This window comes from Sphingomonas melonis DAPP-PG 224 (assembly GCF_000379045.1).
In the GTDB taxonomy this organism is placed as follows: Bacteria; Pseudomonadota; Alphaproteobacteria; order Sphingomonadales; family Sphingomonadaceae; genus Sphingomonas; species Sphingomonas aquatilis.
The window spans coordinates 3,743,847-3,762,020 of record NZ_KB900605.1; the positions used below are offsets into that span (position 1 = coordinate 3,743,847).

Genomic DNA, 18,174 nt, shown 5'->3' on the forward strand with positions numbered 1-18,174 from the left:
CGGCCTTTACAGCACGATGCCGTCGAACGACTTGCGCCACCCCGACAGGGTGACTGCCCCTTTTCTCTGCGCTCCGCGATCCGGTGCCTCAAACGGTCAGGATCGTGCTGCCCCGCGTCTCGCCCGCTTCCAGCGCCCGGTGCGCGTCCGCCGCGTCCTCCAGCGCAAAGGTCTGACCGATCTCTGGCCGGATCGCGCCCGATCGCAGCATCGCATAGAGCCGCTCGATCCCCGCCTGCCGTTCCTCAGGCGTGACATAATAGTCGAACAGCGTCGGACGGGTGACGAACAGCGACCCCTTGGCCGCCAGCATGCCCAGGTTGACGCCCGTCACCGCGCCACCGGCATTGCCGTAACTGACGATCAGGCCGCGGCGCGCGGTCACGGCCAGCGTCCGCTCCCAGCTCGCCATGCCGACGCCGTCGAACACCACCGCGACGCCCGCGCCATCAGTCATGTCCTTGACGCGCGCCACGACATCCTCGTCGCGGTGGAGCAGGACGTGATCCGCACCTGCCGCCCGCGCATGCTCCGCCTTCGCCTGCGTGCCGGCCGTACCGATCACCGTCGCGCCGATCGCCTTCAGCCAGCCGGTCATCAGCTGCCCGACACCGCCCGCAGCCGCCCACACCAGCACCGTCTGCCCCGGCTGCACACGGGCGCAGCGGTCGACCAGCGCCTCGACCGTACAGCCCTTCAGCAGCATCGCGGCGGCGGTGCGGTCGTCGACATCGTCGGGCAGTCGGAAAAGCTGCTTCGCCGCGACGTTGCGTGCCGTGGCATAGGCGCCGCGCGACGGCCCGAACGTGCCGACCCGGTCGCCCACCGACAGGCCGTCGACGCCCTCACCCACCGCCTCGACCACACCCGCCGCCTCGCTGCCGAGCCCCGCCGGCAGGTCGACCGGATAGACGCCGCTGCGATGATAGGTGTCGATATAGTTCAGGCCGACCGCATGGTGGCGCATCCGCACATCGCCCGGCCCGGGCGGCGGCAGGTCGACGTCGACCCATTCGATCACCTCCGGCCCGCCGGTGCGGGTGATGCGTGCGACGCGTTCGCTCATATGCCGTCCGTCCTTCTCGTGCCCCGCCCCAACCCGCGATACGCGTTTCGGGTTGCAACCGATCCCGGCGCATCGCACTATCGATGCAAATCCGATGGAGAGCGATGCGATGACTGATCCCCTCACCTTCTACATCGACGGCGCCTGGGTGGCGAGCGAGGGTGGCCGCCCCTATGACGTCATCGATCCGTCGACCGAACAGGCAGTGACGACGATCACGCTCGGCACGCAGGCCGACGTCGACAAGGCGGTCGCCGCCGCGACCCGCGCGTTCGAGACATTCTCGCAGACCACGCCGGAGGAACGCGCCGACCTGCTCGACCGCGTGATCGAGGTGTACAAGAGCCGCATCCCCGATCTCGCCAAGGCGGTCAGCCAGGAAATGGGCGCGCCGGTCGGCTTCGCGCAGGCGGCACAAGCGCCCGCGGGCCTCGGTTACCTGATGGGCACGGTGAAGGCCTTGCGCGAATTCACCTTCTCCGAACAGGTCGGCAAGGCGCGCGTCGTCCACGAACCGATCGGCGTCGTCGCGATGATCACGCCGTGGAACTGGCCGCTCAACCAGATTTGCGCCAAGGTCGCGCCCGCGCTCGCCGCCGGCAATACGATGATTCTCAAGCCGTCCGAGGAAGCGCCGAGCTGTGCGATGATCCTCGCCGAAATCCTGCACGAGGCGGGCGTACCCGCGGGTGTCTTCAACCTCGTCAACGGCGACGGCCCCACAGTCGGCGCGGCGCTGTCGACTCACCCCGGCGTCGACATGGTGAGCTTTACCGGATCGACGCGCGCCGGCATCGCGGTGGCACAGGCTGCGGCGGCGACCGTCAAGCGCGTGCATCAGGAATTGGGCGGCAAGGCCCCCAATCTGGTGCTGGAGGGCGCGGACCTCGCCAGCGTCTTGCCGCCGACGCTACAGGGTGTGCTCGCCAATTCGGGGCAAAGCTGCATCGCGCCCACCCGCCTGCTCGTCCACGACAGCCAGGCGGAGGAAGCGGCGCAGGTCGCCAAGGCGATCTTCGAATCCGTGCCCGTGGGCGATCCTGCCGAGATGGGCGCGCATATCGGCCCGGTCGTCAACAAGGCGCAGTTCGACAAGATCCAGGCGCTGATCCAGTCGGCGATCGACGAAGGCGCGACGCTCGTCACCGGCGGCCCGGGTCGTCCCGATGGTCGCAACGCCGGCTATTATGTCCGCCCGACCGTCTTCGCCGACGTGACGCCCGACATGCGCATCGCGCGCGAGGAAACGTTCGGCCCAGTCGCGACGATCACGCGCTACACGGACCGCGACGAGGCCGTGCGCCTGGCCAATGCCACGGAATATGGCCTGTCGGCGGCGATCTCCGGCGATCCGGCGGAAGCGGCCAAGGTCGCGCCGCGCCTGCGCGCCGGCCTCGTCACGATCAACGGCTGGAGCGGCCCGGTCGGCACGCCGTTCGGCGGCTTCAAGCAATCGGGCAACGGCCGCGAAGGCGGCAAATACGGCATCGCCGACTTCATGGAGCTGAAGACGATCGTCGGCGAGCCGGCGTAACGGCCCACATCATCACCGTCATTCCCGCGCAGGCGGGAATCCAGAATCGCTGACGTCGCGAGTCGGCCCGAACCGGTGGCGTGTCTGGATCCCCGCCTTCGCGGGGATGACGGGCCTTGGGGCAGCCCTACCGCTTCCGCGCGAACCAGATCGTATGCATCGCGCCCTTGCCGTTGCTGCGCGCGCGGACGCTCCCTTCGTCCACCTCGAACCCGGCGTCGCGCAGCCGTTTGGTGAACGCCGCGTCCTTCCCCGCAGACCACACCGCCAATATGCCCCCCGGCGCCAGCGCGACCCGCGCCGCCGCCAGCCCGCGGTTCGAATAGAGCCGGTTGTTCTCGGCGCGCACTAGCCCGTCAGGCCCGTTGTCGACGTCGAGCAGGATCGCATCATACGTCGCCGCCCCGATCGCGTCGGCGACGTCACCCATCCGCACCGTCACGCGGGGATCGTCCAGCCCGCCCGCGGTCAGGTCCGCCATCGGCCCACGCGCCCAGGCGATAATCTCCGGCACCAGCTCGGCCACGGTCACACGTGCATCCCGCCCCAATGCCGCCAAGGCCGCGCGCAATGTAAATCCCATGCCGTATCCGCCGATGAGCAGATGCGGGGTGTGAGACGCCAGCCGTTCGATCGTCATGACGGCGAGCGCCTCTTCCGACCCGCTCATCCGGCTGTTCATCAGCTCGTTGCGTTCCAGCACGATCATGAAATCGCCACCGCGGCGGAACAGGCGCAGCGGCTCGCCGCCCGGCACCTCGGCGGTTCCCAATAGCTCGCGCGGAGTCATCGATCGCGTCCTTCGTTGCGGCGAAAGGCGCCGCCCTACACGCTCGCCCGCCGCACCGCGAGCCGGTTCCACACGCAGCGTTTTGGAGAATGCGACGTTTTGCTGTAACGGCACGCCGCCGAGGTCGCATCGTCGACCCGTCAGTCCGACAATAAGGAATACCGTTCACCACATGGCCGCCTACAAACCCCAGACGTTCCAGGAGCGCGCCGCGCTGTCCGCCAAGGCCAAGGAGGCCGCACTCGAGAAGCTGCGCAACCGTCCGCAGGTCGACGAAGCGGTCCTCGCCGAGCGTATCGCCGCCGCTGAAGCCAAGGAAGCTGCGCGCGCCAAGGCGAGCGCCGAAAAGAAGGCCGCCCGCGAACAGGCGATCGCCGAGAAGAAGGCCGCGGCCGAAGCCGCGCGCATCGCTGCCGAAGAAGCGGCCGCCAAGGCCAAGCCCCGCATCCCGACGGAAGCGGAGATGAAGGCTGCCCGCGACGCCCGCTACGCCGCCCGCAAGGCCCGCGTCGGCAAGCGCTGATCCCGCGTGAGTGACGGCGCGGCACATCACCGCTCAGGCGAGTCGCCCGTCACACCCACCGAAACCCCACCGTCATTGCGTCCCGTAGGTCGCGGTGACGGAGCTAGGGACCCCTCGTCCGCTAAGCGCCCAAACACCCAAGATATTAGTGTGTTGAACAAATAATACACTACTGATAGCCTCCCCCGATCGGCAACTTGGGGAAGGATCGCCATGTATAGCGAAAGCGACATCGATGGCGCGGTGGCGGCGGGGGCGATCTCCGCCGACGCCGCGGCGGCGCTGCGCGCGCACATCGCCGCGGCGCACGCAGCACCGGCGGTGGACGAAGAGCATTTCCGTCTGCTCACCGGCTTCAACGACATCTTCGTTTCGATCGCGATCGTGCTGCTGCTCGTCGCGGTGGGGCAGATCGGCACCTCGCTTGCCCGTCCGCTCGGTGGCGTGTTCGTCGCGGGCACGGCATGGGTGCTCGCGGAATATTTCACCGCCAAACGTCGGATGGCGCTGCCCAGCATCCTGCTGTTGATCGCCTTCGTCGGCGGTGTCGCTGGCGGTCTGTTCGAGGGCGTGCAGGCTATCGTGCCAAACCTGAGTGATCGCGTGGGGGCGCTGGCGATCGCGGGCATTGGCCTGGCCACCGCCGGCGCAGCGTGGCTGCACTGGCGCCGCTTCATGGTGCCGATCACCGTCGCCGCCGGGGCGGCCGCATTGGTCGCAACCGCGATCGGCCTGATCCTCGCCGCCATCCCCGACGTGAAGGATGCGGTGTGGCCACTGCTGCTGGTCGGCGGCCTTGGCGTCTTCGCCGCGGCGATGCGTTGGGACATGAGCGATACCGAACGCAAGACGCGTCGGTCGGACGTCGCCTTCTGGCTACACCTCGCCGCTGCACCGATGATCGCACATTCGATCTTCCAGATGCTGGGCGTGTTCCGGGGCGATATCGGCGCAGGGATGGCCGTGGTGGTGCTGGCGCTCTACGTCTGCTTCGCCGCCATCGCGCTGGCGGTCGACCGGCGTGCGCTCTTGGTGTCGGGCCTCGCCTATGTGCTGGCCGCGCTCTACGCGCTGTTCCGCAGCGCCGGCGCCATCGAACTGGGCGCGGCGCTCACCGCCTTCGTCATCGGATCGGCGCTGCTATGCCTGTCGGCCTTCTGGCAGCCGATGCGCCGTGCCGTGGTGACCGCGCTGTCGCAATCGCTCCGCCGCCGACTGCCACCGGTGCAATACGCTTGAGGGAGCCGGGGGAGGCGCCGCCTTCCCCGTCATCCTCTGATCCGAGCGGCGGTCACCCCAGCGACGGCTGGGGTGTATCGCGGCTCCTGCTGCCCACTATAACAAGGATATCCGAACCATCGCTGCGATGACGATCGATAGGCGAGCCCTCGCCCCTCGGTCAGTCGACCAGCTTCATCAACCGCCGCTCGATCGGCGCCAGTACCGGACCAAGCTCCTGGCCGCGCTTCAGGACCATGCCCTGCTCGCCGATCAGCGCCCACATGCCCTGCCGCGCACGCAGCGCGGGGCGTTTCTCGATACGGAATTCGGGACGTTCGGCGGTCCGGCGAAAGGCGGCGAAGACCGCGGCATCCTTGCCCAGTTCCATCGCATAGTCTTTCCAATGCCCCGCCGCGACCATGCGGCCGTACAGGTCGAGAATGCGGTTCAGCTCCACGCGTTCGAACCCGACCTGTCCCGGCTCGCGTCCCAGCGGAAACGGCGTGACGATCCCCATCAGGCCCCGCCCATCACGCTCTGTCACGCTCCGCCTGCGGCGCGACGTCGTCCGCCCGTTCGGCAAGCAGCGCGTCCAGCCGCTTGCGCATCGATTCCAGCTCGCAGCGCATCATCTCGATCTTCTGCGTCGCCGGGTCGAACATCTCTCTGCACGGCGTGCCATAGGGCACGAAGCGCGACGGCGCTTCGGCCGCACCGCCCTCCACCATCGTCGGCCGCGCCGGGATGCCCACCATCACCGCGCCGGCCGGCACGTCGCGCGTCACCACCGCATTAGCGCCGACGCGCGCGCGCGGACCGACCAAGATGGGTCCCAGCACCTGCGCGCCCGATCCGATGATGACGCCATCGGCCAGCGTCGGGTGGCGCTTCCCTGCGACGCCATTGTCGGGGCTGGTCCCGCCCAGCGTCACGCACTGATAGATGGTGACGTCGTCGCCGATCTCCGCCGTCTCGCCGATCACGACGAAACCATGGTCGATGAAGAAGTTGCGACCGATCGTCGCGCCCGGATGGATGTCGATCGCGGTCCATGCCCGCGCGAAGTGATTGACCGCCCGCGCCAGGAAGAACAGCCGCCGCCGGTACAACGCGTGCGCGACGCGGTGCAGGCCCAGCGCCCAAACGCCCGGATACAGCAGGATCTCGGCGCGCGAATGCGGCGCCGGATCACGCGCCCGGATTGAATCGAGATAGGCGGCCAGCCGTCCGAACATCCGTTACTTCCCCTTGCCCTTCCGGCTCGTCATTCGCTGCATGTAACGCTTCGGCGGCGTAATTTCCATGGTTCCGCCGCAGAGCCGTCGGCAGAGACCCCGCGGCTTGGGGGCGGCAAAGCCCAGCTTTGTTGTGGGAATTGGCCATAGCGGGCACGATGCGACCAATGCGTCTTTGCCGGGCGCCGGGAGTTACCGCCTGCGATGCCTGATTTTCTGACTGCGATCGACTGGTCCCAGGTGCTGCCGTTCATCGCGATCGGCTTTGCGGCGCAGGTCATCGACGGCGCGCTCGGCATGGCGTTCGGCGTCATCAACTCGACCCTGTTGGTGACGGTGATGGGCGTGCCGCCCGCGGTCGCCTCCGCCAGCGTCCATGCGGTCGAAACCTTCACCACCGCCGCGTCGGGCGTCAGCCACGTCGTACACCGCAACGTCGACTGGAAGCTGTTCCGCCGGCTCGTCATCCCCGGCATGATCGGCGCGGTGGCCGGCGCGACGTTGCTCAGCACGATCGACGCCTCGGTCGCCAAGCCGTTCGTCATGGCCTATCTCGCGTGCATCGGCCTGTACCTGCTGTTCCGCGCGGTCGGGGGCGAGATCAAGCCGCGCAAACCTCGCGTCGTCGCGCCGCTCGGTTTGGTCGGCGGCTTCCTCGATGCCGCGGGCGGCGGCGGCTGGGGACCTGTCGTCACCTCCAACCTGCTGATTCAGGGCGCGACGCCGCGCCACACGATCGGCACGGTCAACACGGCGGAGTTTTTCCTCACCGCCACCGCCTCGGCCACCTTTTTCTCCGTGCTCGGCTGGTCCGCCTTCACCTTGCACACGCTCGGCATCCTCATCGGGGGTATCGTCGCGGCGCCGTTCGGCGGCATTCTTGCCAAGCGCGTCCCCACCCGCCACCTGATGGCGCTGGTCGGCGGGTTGCTGACCCTCACCAGCGCATGGTCAATTTATTCCGCACTTGCAAAGTGATACACTCGCGCTTGCAGTAGAAAAATGCCAGCGCTCTCGTACTAATCGATCACATCGATCATGCGGCGCAAACAGATCAATTTTGCATTGCAGCATGATCGCCTATATCGGCTCCACACCATTCAACGGAGACGACCCATGGCCCTCATCGGCAGCAAGCTGAAGCCCTTCACCACGCAAGCCTACAAGGAAGGCAAGTTCGTGTCGGTCAGCGACACCGACGTGCTCGGCAATTGGGCGGTGTTCTTCTTCTATCCGGCCGACTTCACGTTCGTCTGCCCGACCGAGCTGGAAGACCTCGCCGACGTATATCCCACGCTCCAGAAGATGGGCGTCGAGGTGTACAGCGTGTCGACCGACACCCACTTCAGCCACAAGGCGTGGCATGACAGCTCGCCCGCGATCGGCAAGATCAACTATTACATGCTGGGCGACCAGAATCACGCGATCAGCAACAACTTCGAAATCCTGCGCGAAGGCCAGGGCCTCGCCGATCGCGGCACGTTCGTGATCGATCCCGAGGGCGTGATCCAGCTGATCGAAGTCACGTCGGAAGGCGTCGGCCGCAACGCCGCCGAACTGCTGCGCAAGATCAAGGCCGCGCAGTACATCGCCGCGCATCCGGGCGAAGTCTGCCCGGCGAAGTGGGAAGAGGGTGAAGAAACGCTCGCCCCCAGCCTGGACCTCGTCGGCAAGATCTAACTCGTCTGAGGGGGGCGACACCTACGTCCCCCAACCTCCGTCACCCCGGACTTGATCCGGGGTCCCGCTTCGTCTCGCCATCGTCGAAGCAGCGGGACCCCGGCTCTCCGGCCGGGGTGACGACGAAGGTCATGGCGGAATTAAGGACGTGAGGCGTCCCGCCATCCTCCATCACAATCCACGGAAAATGCCATGCTCGACGCCAATCTGACGCAGCAGCTCAAAGCCTATCTGGTCCACGTCCGCTTCCCCGTGGAGCTGGTCGCGAGCCTGGGGCAGGACGCCAAGTCGCACCAGATGCGCGAGCTGCTCGACGAGATCGCCGGCCTGTCGGACAAGGTCAGCGTCACCACCGGCGATGACGACCGCACCCCCAGCTTCCTGATCCGACGCGCCGGCACGGACATCGGCGTCCGCTTCGCCGGCCTGCCGATGGGCCACGAATTCACCTCGCTGGTGCTCGCGCTGCTCCAGGTCGGTGGCCACCCGTCGAAGGCGGCGCAGGACCTGATCGAGCAGGTCGTGGCGCTCGACGGCGACTATCATTTCGAAACCTATTTCTCGCTGTCCTGCGCCAATTGCCCCGACGTCGTGCAGGCGCTGAACCTGATGGCGGTCCTCAACCCGCGCGTGACGCACACCGCGATCGACGGCGCGCTGTTTCAGGACGAGGTCGCCAACCGCAAGGTGATGGCGGTGCCGACCGTATTCCTGAACGGCGAACCCTTCGGCCAGGGCCGGATGGAGCTGGAACAGATCGTCGCGAAGCTCGACACCGGCGCCTCCGCGCGCGCGGCCGAAAAGATCGGGGCGAAGGACCCGTTCGATGTCCTCGTCGTCGGTGGCGGCCCCGCTGGTGCCGCCGCGGCGATCTATACCGCGCGCAAGGGCATCCGCACCGGCATCGCGGCGGAACGCTTCGGCGGGCAGGTGCTCGACACGATGGGGATCGAGAATTTCATCTCGGTGCCGCACACCGAAGGTCCGAAGCTCGCCGCGGAGCTGGAACGCCACGTGCGCGACTATGACGTCGACATCATGAACCTGCAGCGCGCGGAAAAGCTGGTGCCGGCGGGCGCCGATGGCCTGCACGAAGTCGTGCTGGAAAACGGCGCGTCGCTCAAGGCGCGCACCGTCATCCTGTCGACCGGCGCGCGCTGGCGTACGATGAACGTGCCGGGCGAGGCGGAATACCGCAACAAGGGTGTCGCTTATTGCCCGCATTGCGACGGCCCGCTCTTCAAGGGCAAGCGCGTGGCGGTGATCGGCGGCGGCAATTCGGGCGTCGAAGCGGCGATCGACCTCGCCGGCATCGTCGCCCACGTCACGCTGATCGAATATGACAGCGAATTGCGCGCCGACGCGGTGTTGCAGCGCAAGCTGCGCAGCCTCGCCAACGTCACCGTCCTCACCTCTGCGCTGACGACCGAAGTCCATGGCGATGGCGACAAGGTCGTCGCTCTGTCCTACCGCGACCGGAATAGCGAGGCGGTACATCGGGTCGATCTCGCCGGTATCTTCGTTCAGATCGGCCTCGTCCCCAACACCGAGTGGCTGGCGGGAACCATCGCGCTGTCGCCGCGCGGCGAGATCGAGATCGACCACCGCGGCCACACTTCGCAGTCCGGCATTTTCGCGGCGGGCGACGTGACGACCGTGCCGTACAAGCAGATCGTGATCGCAATGGGCGAAGGGTCGAAGGCGGCGCTGTCGGCATTCGACCACCTGATCCGCATTCCAGCGGAAGAAACCCGCGACTGGGAAGAAGCGGCGGAGTAATCCCGGAGCGAAACGATCGCCTAGCACTACCCGTCACCCCGGACTCGTTCCGGGGTCCACGGAGCCGCGGGGGAGGGCTGGAGCCTCTTGCCATCCCCTTGCCGCCCGGTGGACCCCGGAACGAGTCCGGGGTGACGGTTGGTGTTGGGCAGCCGCCGCGCCAATCATCCCGCCAGACTTAGGACTGGCATCCCCCTGCCCCACCCCCTATCTCGCCAGCCCATGGCGGCGACCTACCTCCCCACGCTCAAACAGCTGCAATATCTCGTCGCGCTGAAGGACCATGGCCATTTCGGCCGCGCGGCCGAAGCGTGCTTCGTCACCCAGTCCACGCTGTCGGCGGGTCTGCGCGAGCTCGAAACGCTGATCGGCGTCACCCTCGTCGAACGCACCCGCCGCGTCGTCCGCTTTACACCGCTGGGCGACCGGATCGCGGACAAGGCGCGCCGCGTGCTGCGCGAGGCGGAGGAATTGGGGGACATCGCCCGCGCCGCCGGCCGGCCGCTGTCGGGCGAGATGCGGATGAGCGTGATCCCGACGATCGCGCCCTTCATGCTGCCCCACATCCTGCCCCGCCTGCGTCGCGACTATCCCGACCTCAAGCTGTTCCTGCGCGAAGAGCCTTCGGGCGCGGCGTGCGAAGGCTTGCATAACGGCCGCACCGATTGCGTGCTGCTTGCCCTGCCCTTTGCCTGCGGCGACGTCGCCAGCCAGCCTTTGTTCGACGATCGGTTGTTCGTCGCCTATCAGCCGCAGGACATGCCGTCGGACCCGCCCGCCGTGCCTGCCGCGCTGATCGACGAGACGCGGCTGCTGCTGCTCGAGGACGGGCATTGCCTGAAGGACCATGCGCTCTCGGCGTGCAATCGCCCGGAATTGCGCGCGGAAGCGACGATGCTCGGCACCTCGCTGCACACGATCGTCCAGATGGTCGATAACGGTCTGGGCATGACGATGCTGCCCGAGATGGCGCTGAAGGCGGGCATCCTCGATCACACCAATATCGTCGCCAAACCGCTGGACGCCGACAATGCGGTGCGGCGTATCGCATTGGTCTGGCGCCGCGCGTCGCCACGCGAAAAGGATTTCCAGCTGCTTGCCGAGGCGCTGGCCGAAGCCCGGTGAGGGCCGAAAAACACAGGAGTGCGCGTGACCCGACCCTACGCCCGATCGATCCGCCGGCTCGGCCCGTCCGTCCTGCTCGCCAGCCTTGCCGGCTGCGTGCCGCCCGCCACCGCGCCGGTGGTCGCGCCACCGCCCGTCGTCTCCGCGCCGGCACCGGTGGCGGTCGATCCCAGCCGGATGGAGTCGGAAGCGACGATCGCCCAGTCGGTCGCGACGACGCCCGGCCTCACCACGCTCGCGCGGGAGCTGCGGGTCGCCGAACTCGATCCGCTTCTGGCGGGCAACGGCCCCTATACGCTGTTCGCGCCGACCGACATGGCCTTCACCCGCCTGGCGCCGGGCATCGCAGGCGATCTGCTCGCGCCGGAGAACCGGCCGACGCTGGTCGCACTCCTGCGCTACCATATCGTCCCCGGCACCATGACCACCGAGCAGCTGGAGGCGCGCATTGCAGCAGGCGGCGGCCGCGCGACGCTGACGACGCTCGGCGGCCAGCCGCTGACCGCGACGATGACCGGCGACGTCATCACGCTGACCAGCGCCAGCGGCAATCGCAGCTATGTCGAGGCGGCGGATGTCGCGCAGGCGAACGGCGTGATCCACGTCGTCAACGGCGTGCTGGTGCCGCGGCTGCCGTAAATCTCCGGCGCCCACCCACTCCGTCATTCCCACGAAGGCGGGAATCCAGACGCGCTACCGTCACGACTCAAGACGAAACGTCGGAGCTGATGGATCCCCGCCCCCGCGGGAATGACGGAGCGGCTCTAACGCTCGCTCCACCGCGCCGCCGCGTCGGCGTCACTCTCGCGAGCCTCCACCCAGCGCGCCTCGCCACCGCGGGTCTCGCGCTTCCAGAACGGCGCATCGGTCTTCAGCCGGTCGATCAGATAGGCGCACGCCTCCAGCGCAGCCCCCCGGTGCGCCGCGGCCGCCGCCACGAACACGATCCGCTCGCCCGGCGCCATCGGCCCGACGCGGTGGACGATCGTCGCCGCCCCCAGCGCCCAGCGCGCCGTCGCCTCCTCCGCCAGCCGCGTCAGCGCAGCCTCGGTCGCGCCGGGATAATGTTCTAGCTCCAGCGTCCCCACGCCATCGTCGCTCCGCACGAGGCCGGTGAAGGTCGCGACCGCCCCGGCACCATCCGCGCGTTCGACTCCGGCCATCTCCGCCGCCAGATCGATCGGCGTGGGCGAGACGTGGACACGGATCATCCGCCCGTCACCGGAGGGAACAGCGCCACCTCGCGCGCGCCGGCGATCGGCGCGTCGACCGTCACGAACGCCTGATCCACCGCCGCCCGCAACCGCGCGCGATCGGTCAGCGCCGCGGCGGACGCATCGTCGCGCGCCGCCAGCCAATCGACCAGATCGGCGACGCTCGCCAGCGTGTCCGGTGCGTCCACCGTCTCGCTCGCCCGGCCCATGCCCTCCCGGACCCAGGCGAAATACAGCATCTCAATCCGCATCGCGCTCAGTCCATGTGCTTCAGGCCGACGCGCAGGTAATCCCAACCCGTCACCAGCGTCAGCGCCGCCGCGCCCCACAAACAGCCGAGACCGGCGACCTTGATCCACACCTGCGCCGGCAAAGCCCCCGCCAGGATCAGCGCGCCGAAGGCGACGAGTTGCAGCGTCGTCTTCCACTTGGCGAGCTTCGACACCGGCAGCGACACCTGCAGCCCGGCTAGAAACTCCCGTAGCCCGGATACGGCGATCTCGCGCAGCAGGATGATCAGCGCCGCAATCAGATGCACGCCGGTGATCAGCGCGCTGTCGTCGTGCCGCGTGCCCACCAGCATCAGGATGACCGCGGCGACCATGATCTTGTCCGCGATCGGATCGAGGAAGACGCCCAGCTTCGACACCGCGCCTTGCGCGCGCGCAAGGTAGCCGTCGAAATAGTCTGTGATCCCCATCAGGCAGTAGAGCGTGAAGGCGATGGCGAACCCCGCCTCCCACCGCGGCCACCACAGAAAGGCGACGAGCAACGGCACCGCGACGATCCGCGACAGCGTCAGAAGATTGGGCAAGGTCAGCATCGTGGGTCTCTCCTAACCCGCTGCGGCGGCGGAGGTAAGCCCACGCAATGGTTCATGAGGATAATGCGTCCGCATCCTCCACAGCCCGTCACCCCGGACTTGGTCCGGGGTCCACTCTGCGGCCAGGCAGACGGCAAGAGGCTCCAGTCTCGCCCTTGCGGCCCGGTGGACCCCGGACCAAGTCCGGGGTGACGGACCACACAAGGCACTCACCCGCCCACCCAACCCCGGTTGGCGTCGCGCCGCCACTGGGCTATGCCCGCCGCAATCCTGCCACGATCGAAGGCCGTGTTCCGCATGATCAATGCTTTGGGGTTGCTGAAGCAGCGCCGCTTCCTGCCCCTCTTCACGACGCAGTTCCTGGGCGCCTTCAACGACAATCTGTTCAAGACGTCGATGGTGCTGTTCGCGACCTATGCGATCTTCAACGATCCGAAGGTGGAAACGATCTTCAACGCGGTCGCCACCGGCATCGCGATCCTGCCCTTCTTCCTGCTGTCCGCGCTGGCGGGTCAGCTCGCCGACAGCCACGACAAGGCGCGCATCATCCGCATCGTGAAGACCGCGGAAATCGGCATCATGCTGCTCGGCGCGGGCGGCCTGATGGTGGCCCGCGCGGGCTATCCGCACGTCGGCATCGGGCTGATGCTGGGCGCGGTGCTGTTCCTGGGCGTCCATTCGACCTTCTTCGGCCCGATCAAATACGCCATCCTGCCGCAACATCTGAAGGCGCACGACGTCCTCGGCGGCACCGGCCTCGTCGAAGCGGGCACGTATCTCGCCATCCTGATGGGCACGATCATGGCGGGCTGGGTGCCGATCGAGGGCGCGGCGATCCTCGTCCTCGTCATTGCCGGCATCGGCTGGATTACCGCCCGCGCGGTGCCGCCCGCGCCGCGCGAAGGGCCGCGACTGAAGCTCAACTACAACCCCTTCACCGCCTCGTTCCGCCTGATCCGCACGACGATGCACATCCCGCGGCTGTTCCTGGCGATCTGCGCGATCAGCTTCTTCTGGACGATCGGGTCGGTGCTCATCATCATCTTCCCGCCACTGGTGAAGAACGTGCTGACCGCCGACGAGCGCGTGGCGAGCGGTGCGATCGCGATCTTCTCGGTTGGCGTCGCGATCGGCTCCGTGGTCATCAACACGATGCTGAAGGGGCGGATCAGCGCGCGCTATTCGCCGGTATCGGTGATCGCGATGGGCGCGTTCGTCGTCCTGTTCTCGTTCCTGTGCCGCGGCTGGACGCCTGCGGAGCCGGGCCATTTCTACGACTGGGCGCAATTCGTCGCCCAACCGCGCGCCATCCCGATCATGCTGACCCTGCTCGCGATCGCGACCACGGGCGGAATGTTCGTCGTGCCGCTCTACGCCTTCCTGACGACGACCGTGGAGAAGGACCAGACCGCGCGCACCGTGGCGGCGAACAACGTCGTCAACTCGGGCGCGATGACGCTGGGTTCGATCGCCGCGATCGGGATCAACGTCGCGGGCGTTCAGGCGGTCGACATGCTGTTCCTTGTCGCCGCCATGTGCCTCGTCTCCGCATGGATCGCGCAGAGGCTGCATCTCGCCTGCGACTGAGGCAGGCGCGCGGCGTTCAGAACAGGAACGTATAGAAGCAGGTGAAGAAGGCGGCGAAGCTGAGCAGGAACAGCTTCCAGTCGCTGTCGTCGCTCTTGCGGGGATCGACCACCTTCGGCGGCGGTAACGCGCGACGGAAAGGATGCCGGGCGGATTCGTTGGTGAGGACGAGGCGTCTGGTCATAGCAAAGGCGTTAACGCCGCGTTTACGATTTGGACCAGCGGCAAAGGTGGTTAAGCCCCGCCTGTCCGATGGTGGGACAGTGATGGAGAGGATGAGATGAGCGTCGCCTTCCGCCGCGAGAGCGACGAAGAGCATCTGGAACCCAAGTTCGAACGTCCCCTGCCAGCCGGCCCCAATTGGGTGACGGCAGCAGGCAAGGCATTGATCGAGCGTCAGATAACCGACCTGGACGCCAGACTGGCCGACGCCGATACCGAACAGGCGGAGGCGATCCGGCGTGATTTGCGCTATTGGCAGACGCGGCGCACGACCGCGATCGAGACGCCAGCGCCCGCGGACGGAAGCGCCGGCTTTGGCACGATCGTAACGATCCGGATGGGCGGTCGCACGCGCGAGATCGGCATCGTTGGCGATGACGAATCGGAACCGCAAGCCGACCGGCTGTCGTTCCAGTCACCGCTCGCGCGCGCACTCATGGGAGCCGAGCCCGGCGACGTCCTGCCCTTCGGCGGCCGCGACGACGCGATCGAGGTGCTGTCGGTCCGCGCAATCGACTGACGGCGCCGCATTTCACGCTTTCGCAAAAACATCGTCGCCCCAGCGCAAGCTGGGGCCCCGCCGGCCTTTGCCAAGCGCCGCCACCGGGAAGTTAAGCCCTCGCTGTGACGACGGCCGCTTCAACCGCCTGCCCCAAAACGCAAAACGCGCGCCGGCCAGAAGCCGACGCGCGCTCGCATACCCTGTAAGGCAACGTCGATCAGTCGAGACGGCGTGCCAGTTCCTTGTTGAGGCCCAGCGCCACCAGCGTGCCGATCGCCCCTGACAGCAGATAGCCACCCGCGGCGATCAGCCCGAACTCGCTGGCCAGCACCAGCGCGGCGAGCGGCGCGAAGCCCGCACCGAACAGCCACGCCAGGTCCGACGTCAGCGCCGCACCCGTATAGCGCGCGCCCTTGGGGAAGTTGTTGGTCACTGCGCCCGACGACTGGCCGAACGCGAGGCCGAGCAGGATGAAGCCGCCGATCATGAACGCGAGCTCACCCGAGCTGCCCGCACCGAGCAGCTGCGGCGCGAAACCGCTGAACACCGCGATCGCCGCCGCGGTATAGCCCAGCACCGAACGCCGCCCGATCCGATCGGCAAGCAGGCCCGAGATGACGACCGCGCCCAGACCGAAGAAGGCGCCGACGATCTCGATCCCCAGGAAGCGCGCGATGTCTTCCTTGGTGAACAGCGCGACCCAGGACAGCGGGAAGACCGTCACCATGTGGAACAGCGCGAAGCTGGCGAGCGGTGCGAAGGCACCGATGATGATGTTGCGCCACTGCGCCTTCACCGTCGCGGTCACGCGGCTGGGGGTCAGCTCGCGCGTCTTGAACAGCTGGGTATATTCCGGCGTCACGACGATGCGCAGCCGCGCGAACAGCGCGACGACGTTCAGCGCGAAGGCGACGAAGAACGGATAGCGCCAGCCCCATGACAGGAAATCGCCCATATCCATGTTGGACAGGAAGAAGGCGAACAGCGCACTGGCGACGATCAGGCCGAGCGGCGCACCGAGCTGCGGCACCATCGCGTACCAGCCGCGCTTTTCGGCCGGCGCATTGAGCGCGAGCAGCGAGGCAAGGCCGTCCCACGCGCCGCCCAGCGCGAGGCCCTGGCCGATGCGGAACAGCGACAGCAGGATCGCCGACCAGATGCCGACTTCTTCATAACCGGGCAGGAAAGCCAGCGACACGGTGGACGTGCCGAGCAGGAACAAGGCGATCGTCAGCTTCGTGCCGCGACCGTAGGTGCGATCGACCCACATGAAGATCTGCGTGCCGATCGGTCGTGCTATGAACGCCAGCGGGAAGAGCGCGAACGACCAGAGCGTGCCGGTCAACCGGTCGACATAGGGGAACACCAGCGCCGGAAAGACGATGACCGAAGCGATGGCATAACAGAAGAAGTCGAAGAATTCGGACGTGCGGCCGATGATAACGCCGATCGCGATCTCGCCCGGACGGACCTCATGGTCGCCCCGCGTGTTGACGGCACGGGCATCGCGTTCAAGCGGTGCGGAATGGGCGGAAGCCACTGACATGTATCGCAGTCCTGTCGTCTCACGGCCTTTCGGCCACCGGTCGTCAACGCACGTCGTGTCCTTTCGGACGCAGCGCGCGCACGACCTTCTAGCGCGCGAACGGCGGGGACGGGATAGGACAAAATGTCCTATTTTGCGGTGCAGCGAACGGGATTAGCGCGAATGACGATGCGAACCCTTCCGTCTTTCCGCGCGGCGCGCATGCGCACCGCCGCCCTCGCGCTCCTCGCGCCGGCCCTTTTGGGTGGGTGCGATCTGGTGGTGATGAACCCGGCCGGCGATGTCGCGCGGCAACAGGCCCATCTGATCCTGTGGTCGACCGGCCTGATGCTGCTGATCATCGTGCCCGTGATCGCGCTGACCGTCCTGTTCGCGTGGAAATACCGCCACACGAACGAAGACGCCGAATATCGCCCGAACTGGGACCATTCGACCGGGCTCGAGCTGATCATCTGGTCGGCGCCGCTGCTGATCGTCATTGCGCTGGGCGCGCTGACCTGGATCAGCACGCACAGCCTCGACCCCTATCGCCCGCTCGCGCGCATCGCGCCCGGCCAGCCGGTGGCGAAGAACGCGAAGCCGTTGGAAATCCAGGTCGTCTCGCTCGACTGGAAGTGGCTGTTCATCTACCCCGAACAGGGCATTGCGACCGTCAACGAGCTGGTTCTGCCGGTGAACCGCCAGGTCGTGTTCCGGATGACCTCGTCGTCGGTGATGAACACCTTCTACGTCCCCACCATGGCCGGCATGATCTATACGATGCCCGGCATGGAGACGCAGTTGCACGCCGTGCTGAACAAGCCCGGCCGGTTCGAAGGCATTTCGGCGAACTATAGCGGCGCCGGCTTCTCCGACATGCGCTTCACCGTCGACGGCTTCGACGATGCCGGCTTCGCCAAGTGGGTGTCGGAGACGCGCAGCGCGCAGGGCAAGCTCGACAATGCGACCTACCTGAAGCTGGAACGCCCGAGCGAAAAGGTCCCCGCGATCCGCTACGCCGGCTTCGCGCCCGGCCTGTTCGACCGCATCCTGGGCATGTGCACCAAACCCGGCGAAACCTGCATGCAGGCGACGATGATGAAGGACGGTGGGATGGACATGGGCCATGCCCCTCCCGTCAACGACACCGGCCACATGCGCGGCAGCGACTCGAAGGGGGCGCTGCAGAAGGAGCCGGAGGAAAAGGGCAGCAGCCCGCACCGTAACGCCCCCCGCCAGCAAGCCCCCGGCAGCAGCCAGCCGGGCAGCGAAGCCAACCGCAGCATGACCGCGATCGATCCGCTGCCCCTTCCCGGCGTTACCGCCGTGGCCCGTTCGTAGGACCGAC

At 67.3% G+C, this 18,174-nt stretch carries 20 protein-coding genes; 11 read left to right on the top strand and 9 right to left on the bottom strand.

Annotated elements, in window-relative coordinates:
- Positions 1 to 88: 88 nt before the first annotated feature.
- Positions 89 to 1,066 (bottom strand): quinone oxidoreductase family protein, encoded by a 978-nt coding sequence (locus SPHME3_RS0118050; protein WP_017977929.1) that lies wholly within the window; start codon positions 1,064 to 1,066, stop codon positions 89 to 91.
- Between the two features lie 109 nt (positions 1,067 to 1,175).
- Between SPHME3_RS0118050 and SPHME3_RS0118055 the strand changes: the two genes are divergently transcribed.
- Positions 1,176 to 2,600 (top strand): aldehyde dehydrogenase family protein, encoded by a 1,425-nt coding sequence (locus tag SPHME3_RS0118055; protein ID WP_024310467.1) that lies wholly within the window; start codon positions 1,176 to 1,178, stop codon positions 2,598 to 2,600.
- A gap of 127 nt (positions 2,601 to 2,727) precedes the next feature.
- Here SPHME3_RS0118055 and SPHME3_RS0118060 read toward each other — a convergent pair whose 3' ends face one another.
- Complete coding sequence (locus SPHME3_RS0118060) at positions 2,728 to 3,390, bottom strand: spermidine synthase (protein ID WP_020486404.1); 663 nt, start codon at positions 3,388 to 3,390, stop codon at positions 2,728 to 2,730.
- A gap of 172 nt (positions 3,391 to 3,562) precedes the next feature.
- On the opposite strand from SPHME3_RS0118060, the gene SPHME3_RS0118065 reads away from it, so the two are divergent.
- Complete coding sequence (locus SPHME3_RS0118065) at positions 3,563 to 3,913, top strand: DUF6481 family protein (protein ID WP_017977926.1); 351 nt, start codon at positions 3,563 to 3,565, stop codon at positions 3,911 to 3,913.
- 213 nt (positions 3,914 to 4,126) lie between these two features.
- On the top strand, positions 4,127 to 5,152 hold the full coding sequence (locus SPHME3_RS0118070; RefSeq protein WP_017977925.1) for a hypothetical protein: 1,026 nt from the start codon (positions 4,127 to 4,129) through the stop codon (positions 5,150 to 5,152).
- A 160-nt stretch (positions 5,153 to 5,312) separates the two neighbouring features.
- On the opposite strand, the gene SPHME3_RS0118075 is transcribed toward SPHME3_RS0118070, so the two are convergent.
- Positions 5,313 to 5,651, bottom strand: a complete 339-nt coding sequence (locus SPHME3_RS0118075; protein WP_017977924.1) for a DUF2794 domain-containing protein — start codon at positions 5,649 to 5,651, stop codon at positions 5,313 to 5,315.
- A gap of 13 nt (positions 5,652 to 5,664) precedes the next feature.
- Positions 5,665 to 6,369: a serine O-acetyltransferase EpsC gene (epsC, locus tag SPHME3_RS0118080; RefSeq protein ID WP_017977923.1), complete on the bottom strand. Its 705-nt coding sequence runs from the start codon at positions 6,367 to 6,369 to the stop codon at positions 5,665 to 5,667.
- Between the two features lie 204 nt (positions 6,370 to 6,573).
- Between epsC and SPHME3_RS0118085 the strand changes: the two genes are divergently transcribed.
- The 5 genes from SPHME3_RS0118085 to SPHME3_RS0118105 all read left to right on the top strand — a co-directional run bounded on the left by SPHME3_RS0118085 (position 6,574) and on the right by SPHME3_RS0118105 (position 11,592).
- Complete coding sequence (locus SPHME3_RS0118085) at positions 6,574 to 7,347, top strand: sulfite exporter TauE/SafE family protein (RefSeq protein ID WP_017977922.1); 774 nt, start codon at positions 6,574 to 6,576, stop codon at positions 7,345 to 7,347.
- A 138-nt stretch (positions 7,348 to 7,485) separates the two neighbouring features.
- Complete coding sequence (gene ahpC, locus SPHME3_RS0118090) at positions 7,486 to 8,049, top strand: alkyl hydroperoxide reductase subunit C (protein WP_018251130.1); 564 nt, start codon at positions 7,486 to 7,488, stop codon at positions 8,047 to 8,049.
- A 192-nt stretch (positions 8,050 to 8,241) separates the two neighbouring features.
- On the top strand, positions 8,242 to 9,828 hold the full coding sequence (gene ahpF / locus SPHME3_RS0118095) for an alkyl hydroperoxide reductase subunit F (RefSeq protein ID WP_017977920.1): 1,587 nt from the start codon (positions 8,242 to 8,244) through the stop codon (positions 9,826 to 9,828).
- Positions 9,829 to 10,050: 222 nt separating this feature from the next.
- Positions 10,051 to 10,953 carry a hydrogen peroxide-inducible genes activator gene (locus SPHME3_RS0118100; RefSeq protein WP_017977919.1) on the top strand — a complete coding sequence of 301 codons (903 nt, stop codon included), beginning with the start codon at positions 10,051 to 10,053 and terminating at the stop codon, positions 10,951 to 10,953.
- Between the two features lie 24 nt (positions 10,954 to 10,977).
- Positions 10,978 to 11,592: a fasciclin domain-containing protein gene (locus SPHME3_RS0118105; protein ID WP_020486403.1), complete on the top strand. Its 615-nt coding sequence runs from the start codon at positions 10,978 to 10,980 to the stop codon at positions 11,590 to 11,592.
- A gap of 125 nt (positions 11,593 to 11,717) precedes the next feature.
- Here the strand turns inward: SPHME3_RS0118105 and SPHME3_RS0118110 are convergent, their stop codons facing one another.
- The 3 genes from SPHME3_RS0118110 to pgsA are packed head-to-tail and all read right to left on the bottom strand — an operon-like array spanning position 11,718 to position 12,990.
- Entirely contained in the window at positions 11,718 to 12,164 is a 447-nt protein-coding gene (locus SPHME3_RS0118110; RefSeq protein WP_017977917.1) for a molybdenum cofactor biosynthesis protein MoaE, read from the bottom strand.
- On the bottom strand, positions 12,161 to 12,418 hold the full coding sequence (gene moaD / locus SPHME3_RS0118115) for a molybdopterin converting factor subunit 1 (protein WP_020486402.1): 258 nt from the start codon (positions 12,416 to 12,418) through the stop codon (positions 12,161 to 12,163). Before moaD ends, SPHME3_RS0118110 begins: the two co-directional genes overlap by 4 nt.
- Positions 12,419 to 12,423: 5 nt before the next feature.
- Positions 12,424 to 12,990 carry a CDP-diacylglycerol--glycerol-3-phosphate 3-phosphatidyltransferase gene (gene pgsA / locus SPHME3_RS0118120; RefSeq protein ID WP_017977915.1) on the bottom strand — a complete coding sequence of 189 codons (567 nt, stop codon included), beginning with the start codon at positions 12,988 to 12,990 and terminating at the stop codon, positions 12,424 to 12,426.
- A 297-nt stretch (positions 12,991 to 13,287) separates the two neighbouring features.
- Here pgsA and SPHME3_RS0118125 point away from each other — a divergent pair, with 297 nt between their 5' ends.
- Complete coding sequence (locus SPHME3_RS0118125; RefSeq protein ID WP_024310466.1) at positions 13,288 to 14,577, top strand: MFS transporter; 1,290 nt, start codon at positions 13,288 to 13,290, stop codon at positions 14,575 to 14,577.
- A 16-nt stretch (positions 14,578 to 14,593) separates the two neighbouring features.
- Here the strand turns inward: SPHME3_RS0118125 and SPHME3_RS21445 are convergent, their stop codons facing one another.
- Positions 14,594 to 14,761, bottom strand: coding sequence for a hypothetical protein (locus SPHME3_RS21445; RefSeq protein ID WP_017977913.1), 168 nt, complete (start codon positions 14,759 to 14,761; stop codon positions 14,594 to 14,596).
- A 96-nt stretch (positions 14,762 to 14,857) separates the two neighbouring features.
- Here SPHME3_RS21445 and SPHME3_RS0118135 point away from each other — a divergent pair, with 96 nt between their 5' ends.
- Positions 14,858 to 15,319 carry a GreA/GreB family elongation factor gene (locus tag SPHME3_RS0118135; protein ID WP_017977912.1) on the top strand — a complete coding sequence of 154 codons (462 nt, stop codon included), beginning with the start codon at positions 14,858 to 14,860 and terminating at the stop codon, positions 15,317 to 15,319.
- 199 nt (positions 15,320 to 15,518) lie between these two features.
- Here SPHME3_RS0118135 and SPHME3_RS0118140 read toward each other — a convergent pair whose 3' ends face one another.
- Positions 15,519 to 16,847, bottom strand: coding sequence for an MFS transporter (locus SPHME3_RS0118140; protein WP_020486401.1), 1,329 nt, complete (start codon positions 16,845 to 16,847; stop codon positions 15,519 to 15,521).
- A 201-nt stretch (positions 16,848 to 17,048) separates the two neighbouring features.
- On the opposite strand from SPHME3_RS0118140, the gene cyoA reads away from it, so the two are divergent.
- Entirely contained in the window at positions 17,049 to 18,167 is a 1,119-nt protein-coding gene (gene cyoA, locus SPHME3_RS0118145; protein WP_017977910.1) for a ubiquinol oxidase subunit II, read from the top strand.
- Positions 18,168 to 18,174: the final 7 nt, after the last annotated feature.

Bases quoted from the DNA above. Each gene is read 5' to 3' on its own strand.
- SPHME3_RS0118050 (WP_017977929.1), bottom strand. From the start codon at position 1,066: ATGAGCGAACGCGTCGCACGCATCACCCGCACCGGCGGGCCGGAGGTG.
- SPHME3_RS0118055 (WP_024310467.1), top strand. From the start codon at position 1,176: ATGACTGATCCCCTCACCTTCTACATCGACGGCGCCTGGGTGGCGAGC.
- SPHME3_RS0118060 (WP_020486404.1), bottom strand. From the start codon at position 3,390: ATGACTCCGCGCGAGCTATTGGGAACCGCCGAGGTGCCGGGCGGCGAG.
- SPHME3_RS0118065 (WP_017977926.1), top strand. From the start codon at position 3,563: ATGGCCGCCTACAAACCCCAGACGTTCCAGGAGCGCGCCGCGCTGTCC.
- SPHME3_RS0118070 (WP_017977925.1), top strand. From the start codon at position 4,127: ATGTATAGCGAAAGCGACATCGATGGCGCGGTGGCGGCGGGGGCGATC.
- SPHME3_RS0118075 (WP_017977924.1), bottom strand. From the start codon at position 5,651: ATGGGGATCGTCACGCCGTTTCCGCTGGGACGCGAGCCGGGACAGGTC.
- epsC (WP_017977923.1), bottom strand. From the start codon at position 6,369: ATGTTCGGACGGCTGGCCGCCTATCTCGATTCAATCCGGGCGCGTGAT.
- SPHME3_RS0118085 (WP_017977922.1), top strand. From the start codon at position 6,574: ATGCCTGATTTTCTGACTGCGATCGACTGGTCCCAGGTGCTGCCGTTC.
- ahpC (WP_018251130.1), top strand. From the start codon at position 7,486: ATGGCCCTCATCGGCAGCAAGCTGAAGCCCTTCACCACGCAAGCCTAC.
- ahpF (WP_017977920.1), top strand. From the start codon at position 8,242: ATGCTCGACGCCAATCTGACGCAGCAGCTCAAAGCCTATCTGGTCCAC.
- SPHME3_RS0118100 (WP_017977919.1), top strand. From the start codon at position 10,051: ATGGCGGCGACCTACCTCCCCACGCTCAAACAGCTGCAATATCTCGTC.
- SPHME3_RS0118110 (WP_017977917.1), bottom strand. From the start codon at position 12,164: ATGATCCGTGTCCACGTCTCGCCCACGCCGATCGATCTGGCGGCGGAG.
- moaD (WP_020486402.1), bottom strand. From the start codon at position 12,418: ATGCGGATTGAGATGCTGTATTTCGCCTGGGTCCGGGAGGGCATGGGC.
- pgsA (WP_017977915.1), bottom strand. From the start codon at position 12,990: ATGCTGACCTTGCCCAATCTTCTGACGCTGTCGCGGATCGTCGCGGTG.
- SPHME3_RS0118125 (WP_024310466.1), top strand. From the start codon at position 13,288: ATGATCAATGCTTTGGGGTTGCTGAAGCAGCGCCGCTTCCTGCCCCTC.
- SPHME3_RS21445 (WP_017977913.1), bottom strand. From the start codon at position 14,761: ATGACCAGACGCCTCGTCCTCACCAACGAATCCGCCCGGCATCCTTTC.
- SPHME3_RS0118135 (WP_017977912.1), top strand. From the start codon at position 14,858: ATGAGCGTCGCCTTCCGCCGCGAGAGCGACGAAGAGCATCTGGAACCC.
- SPHME3_RS0118140 (WP_020486401.1), bottom strand. From the start codon at position 16,847: ATGTCAGTGGCTTCCGCCCATTCCGCACCGCTTGAACGCGATGCCCGT.
- cyoA (WP_017977910.1), top strand. From the start codon at position 17,049: ATGCGCACCGCCGCCCTCGCGCTCCTCGCGCCGGCCCTTTTGGGTGGG.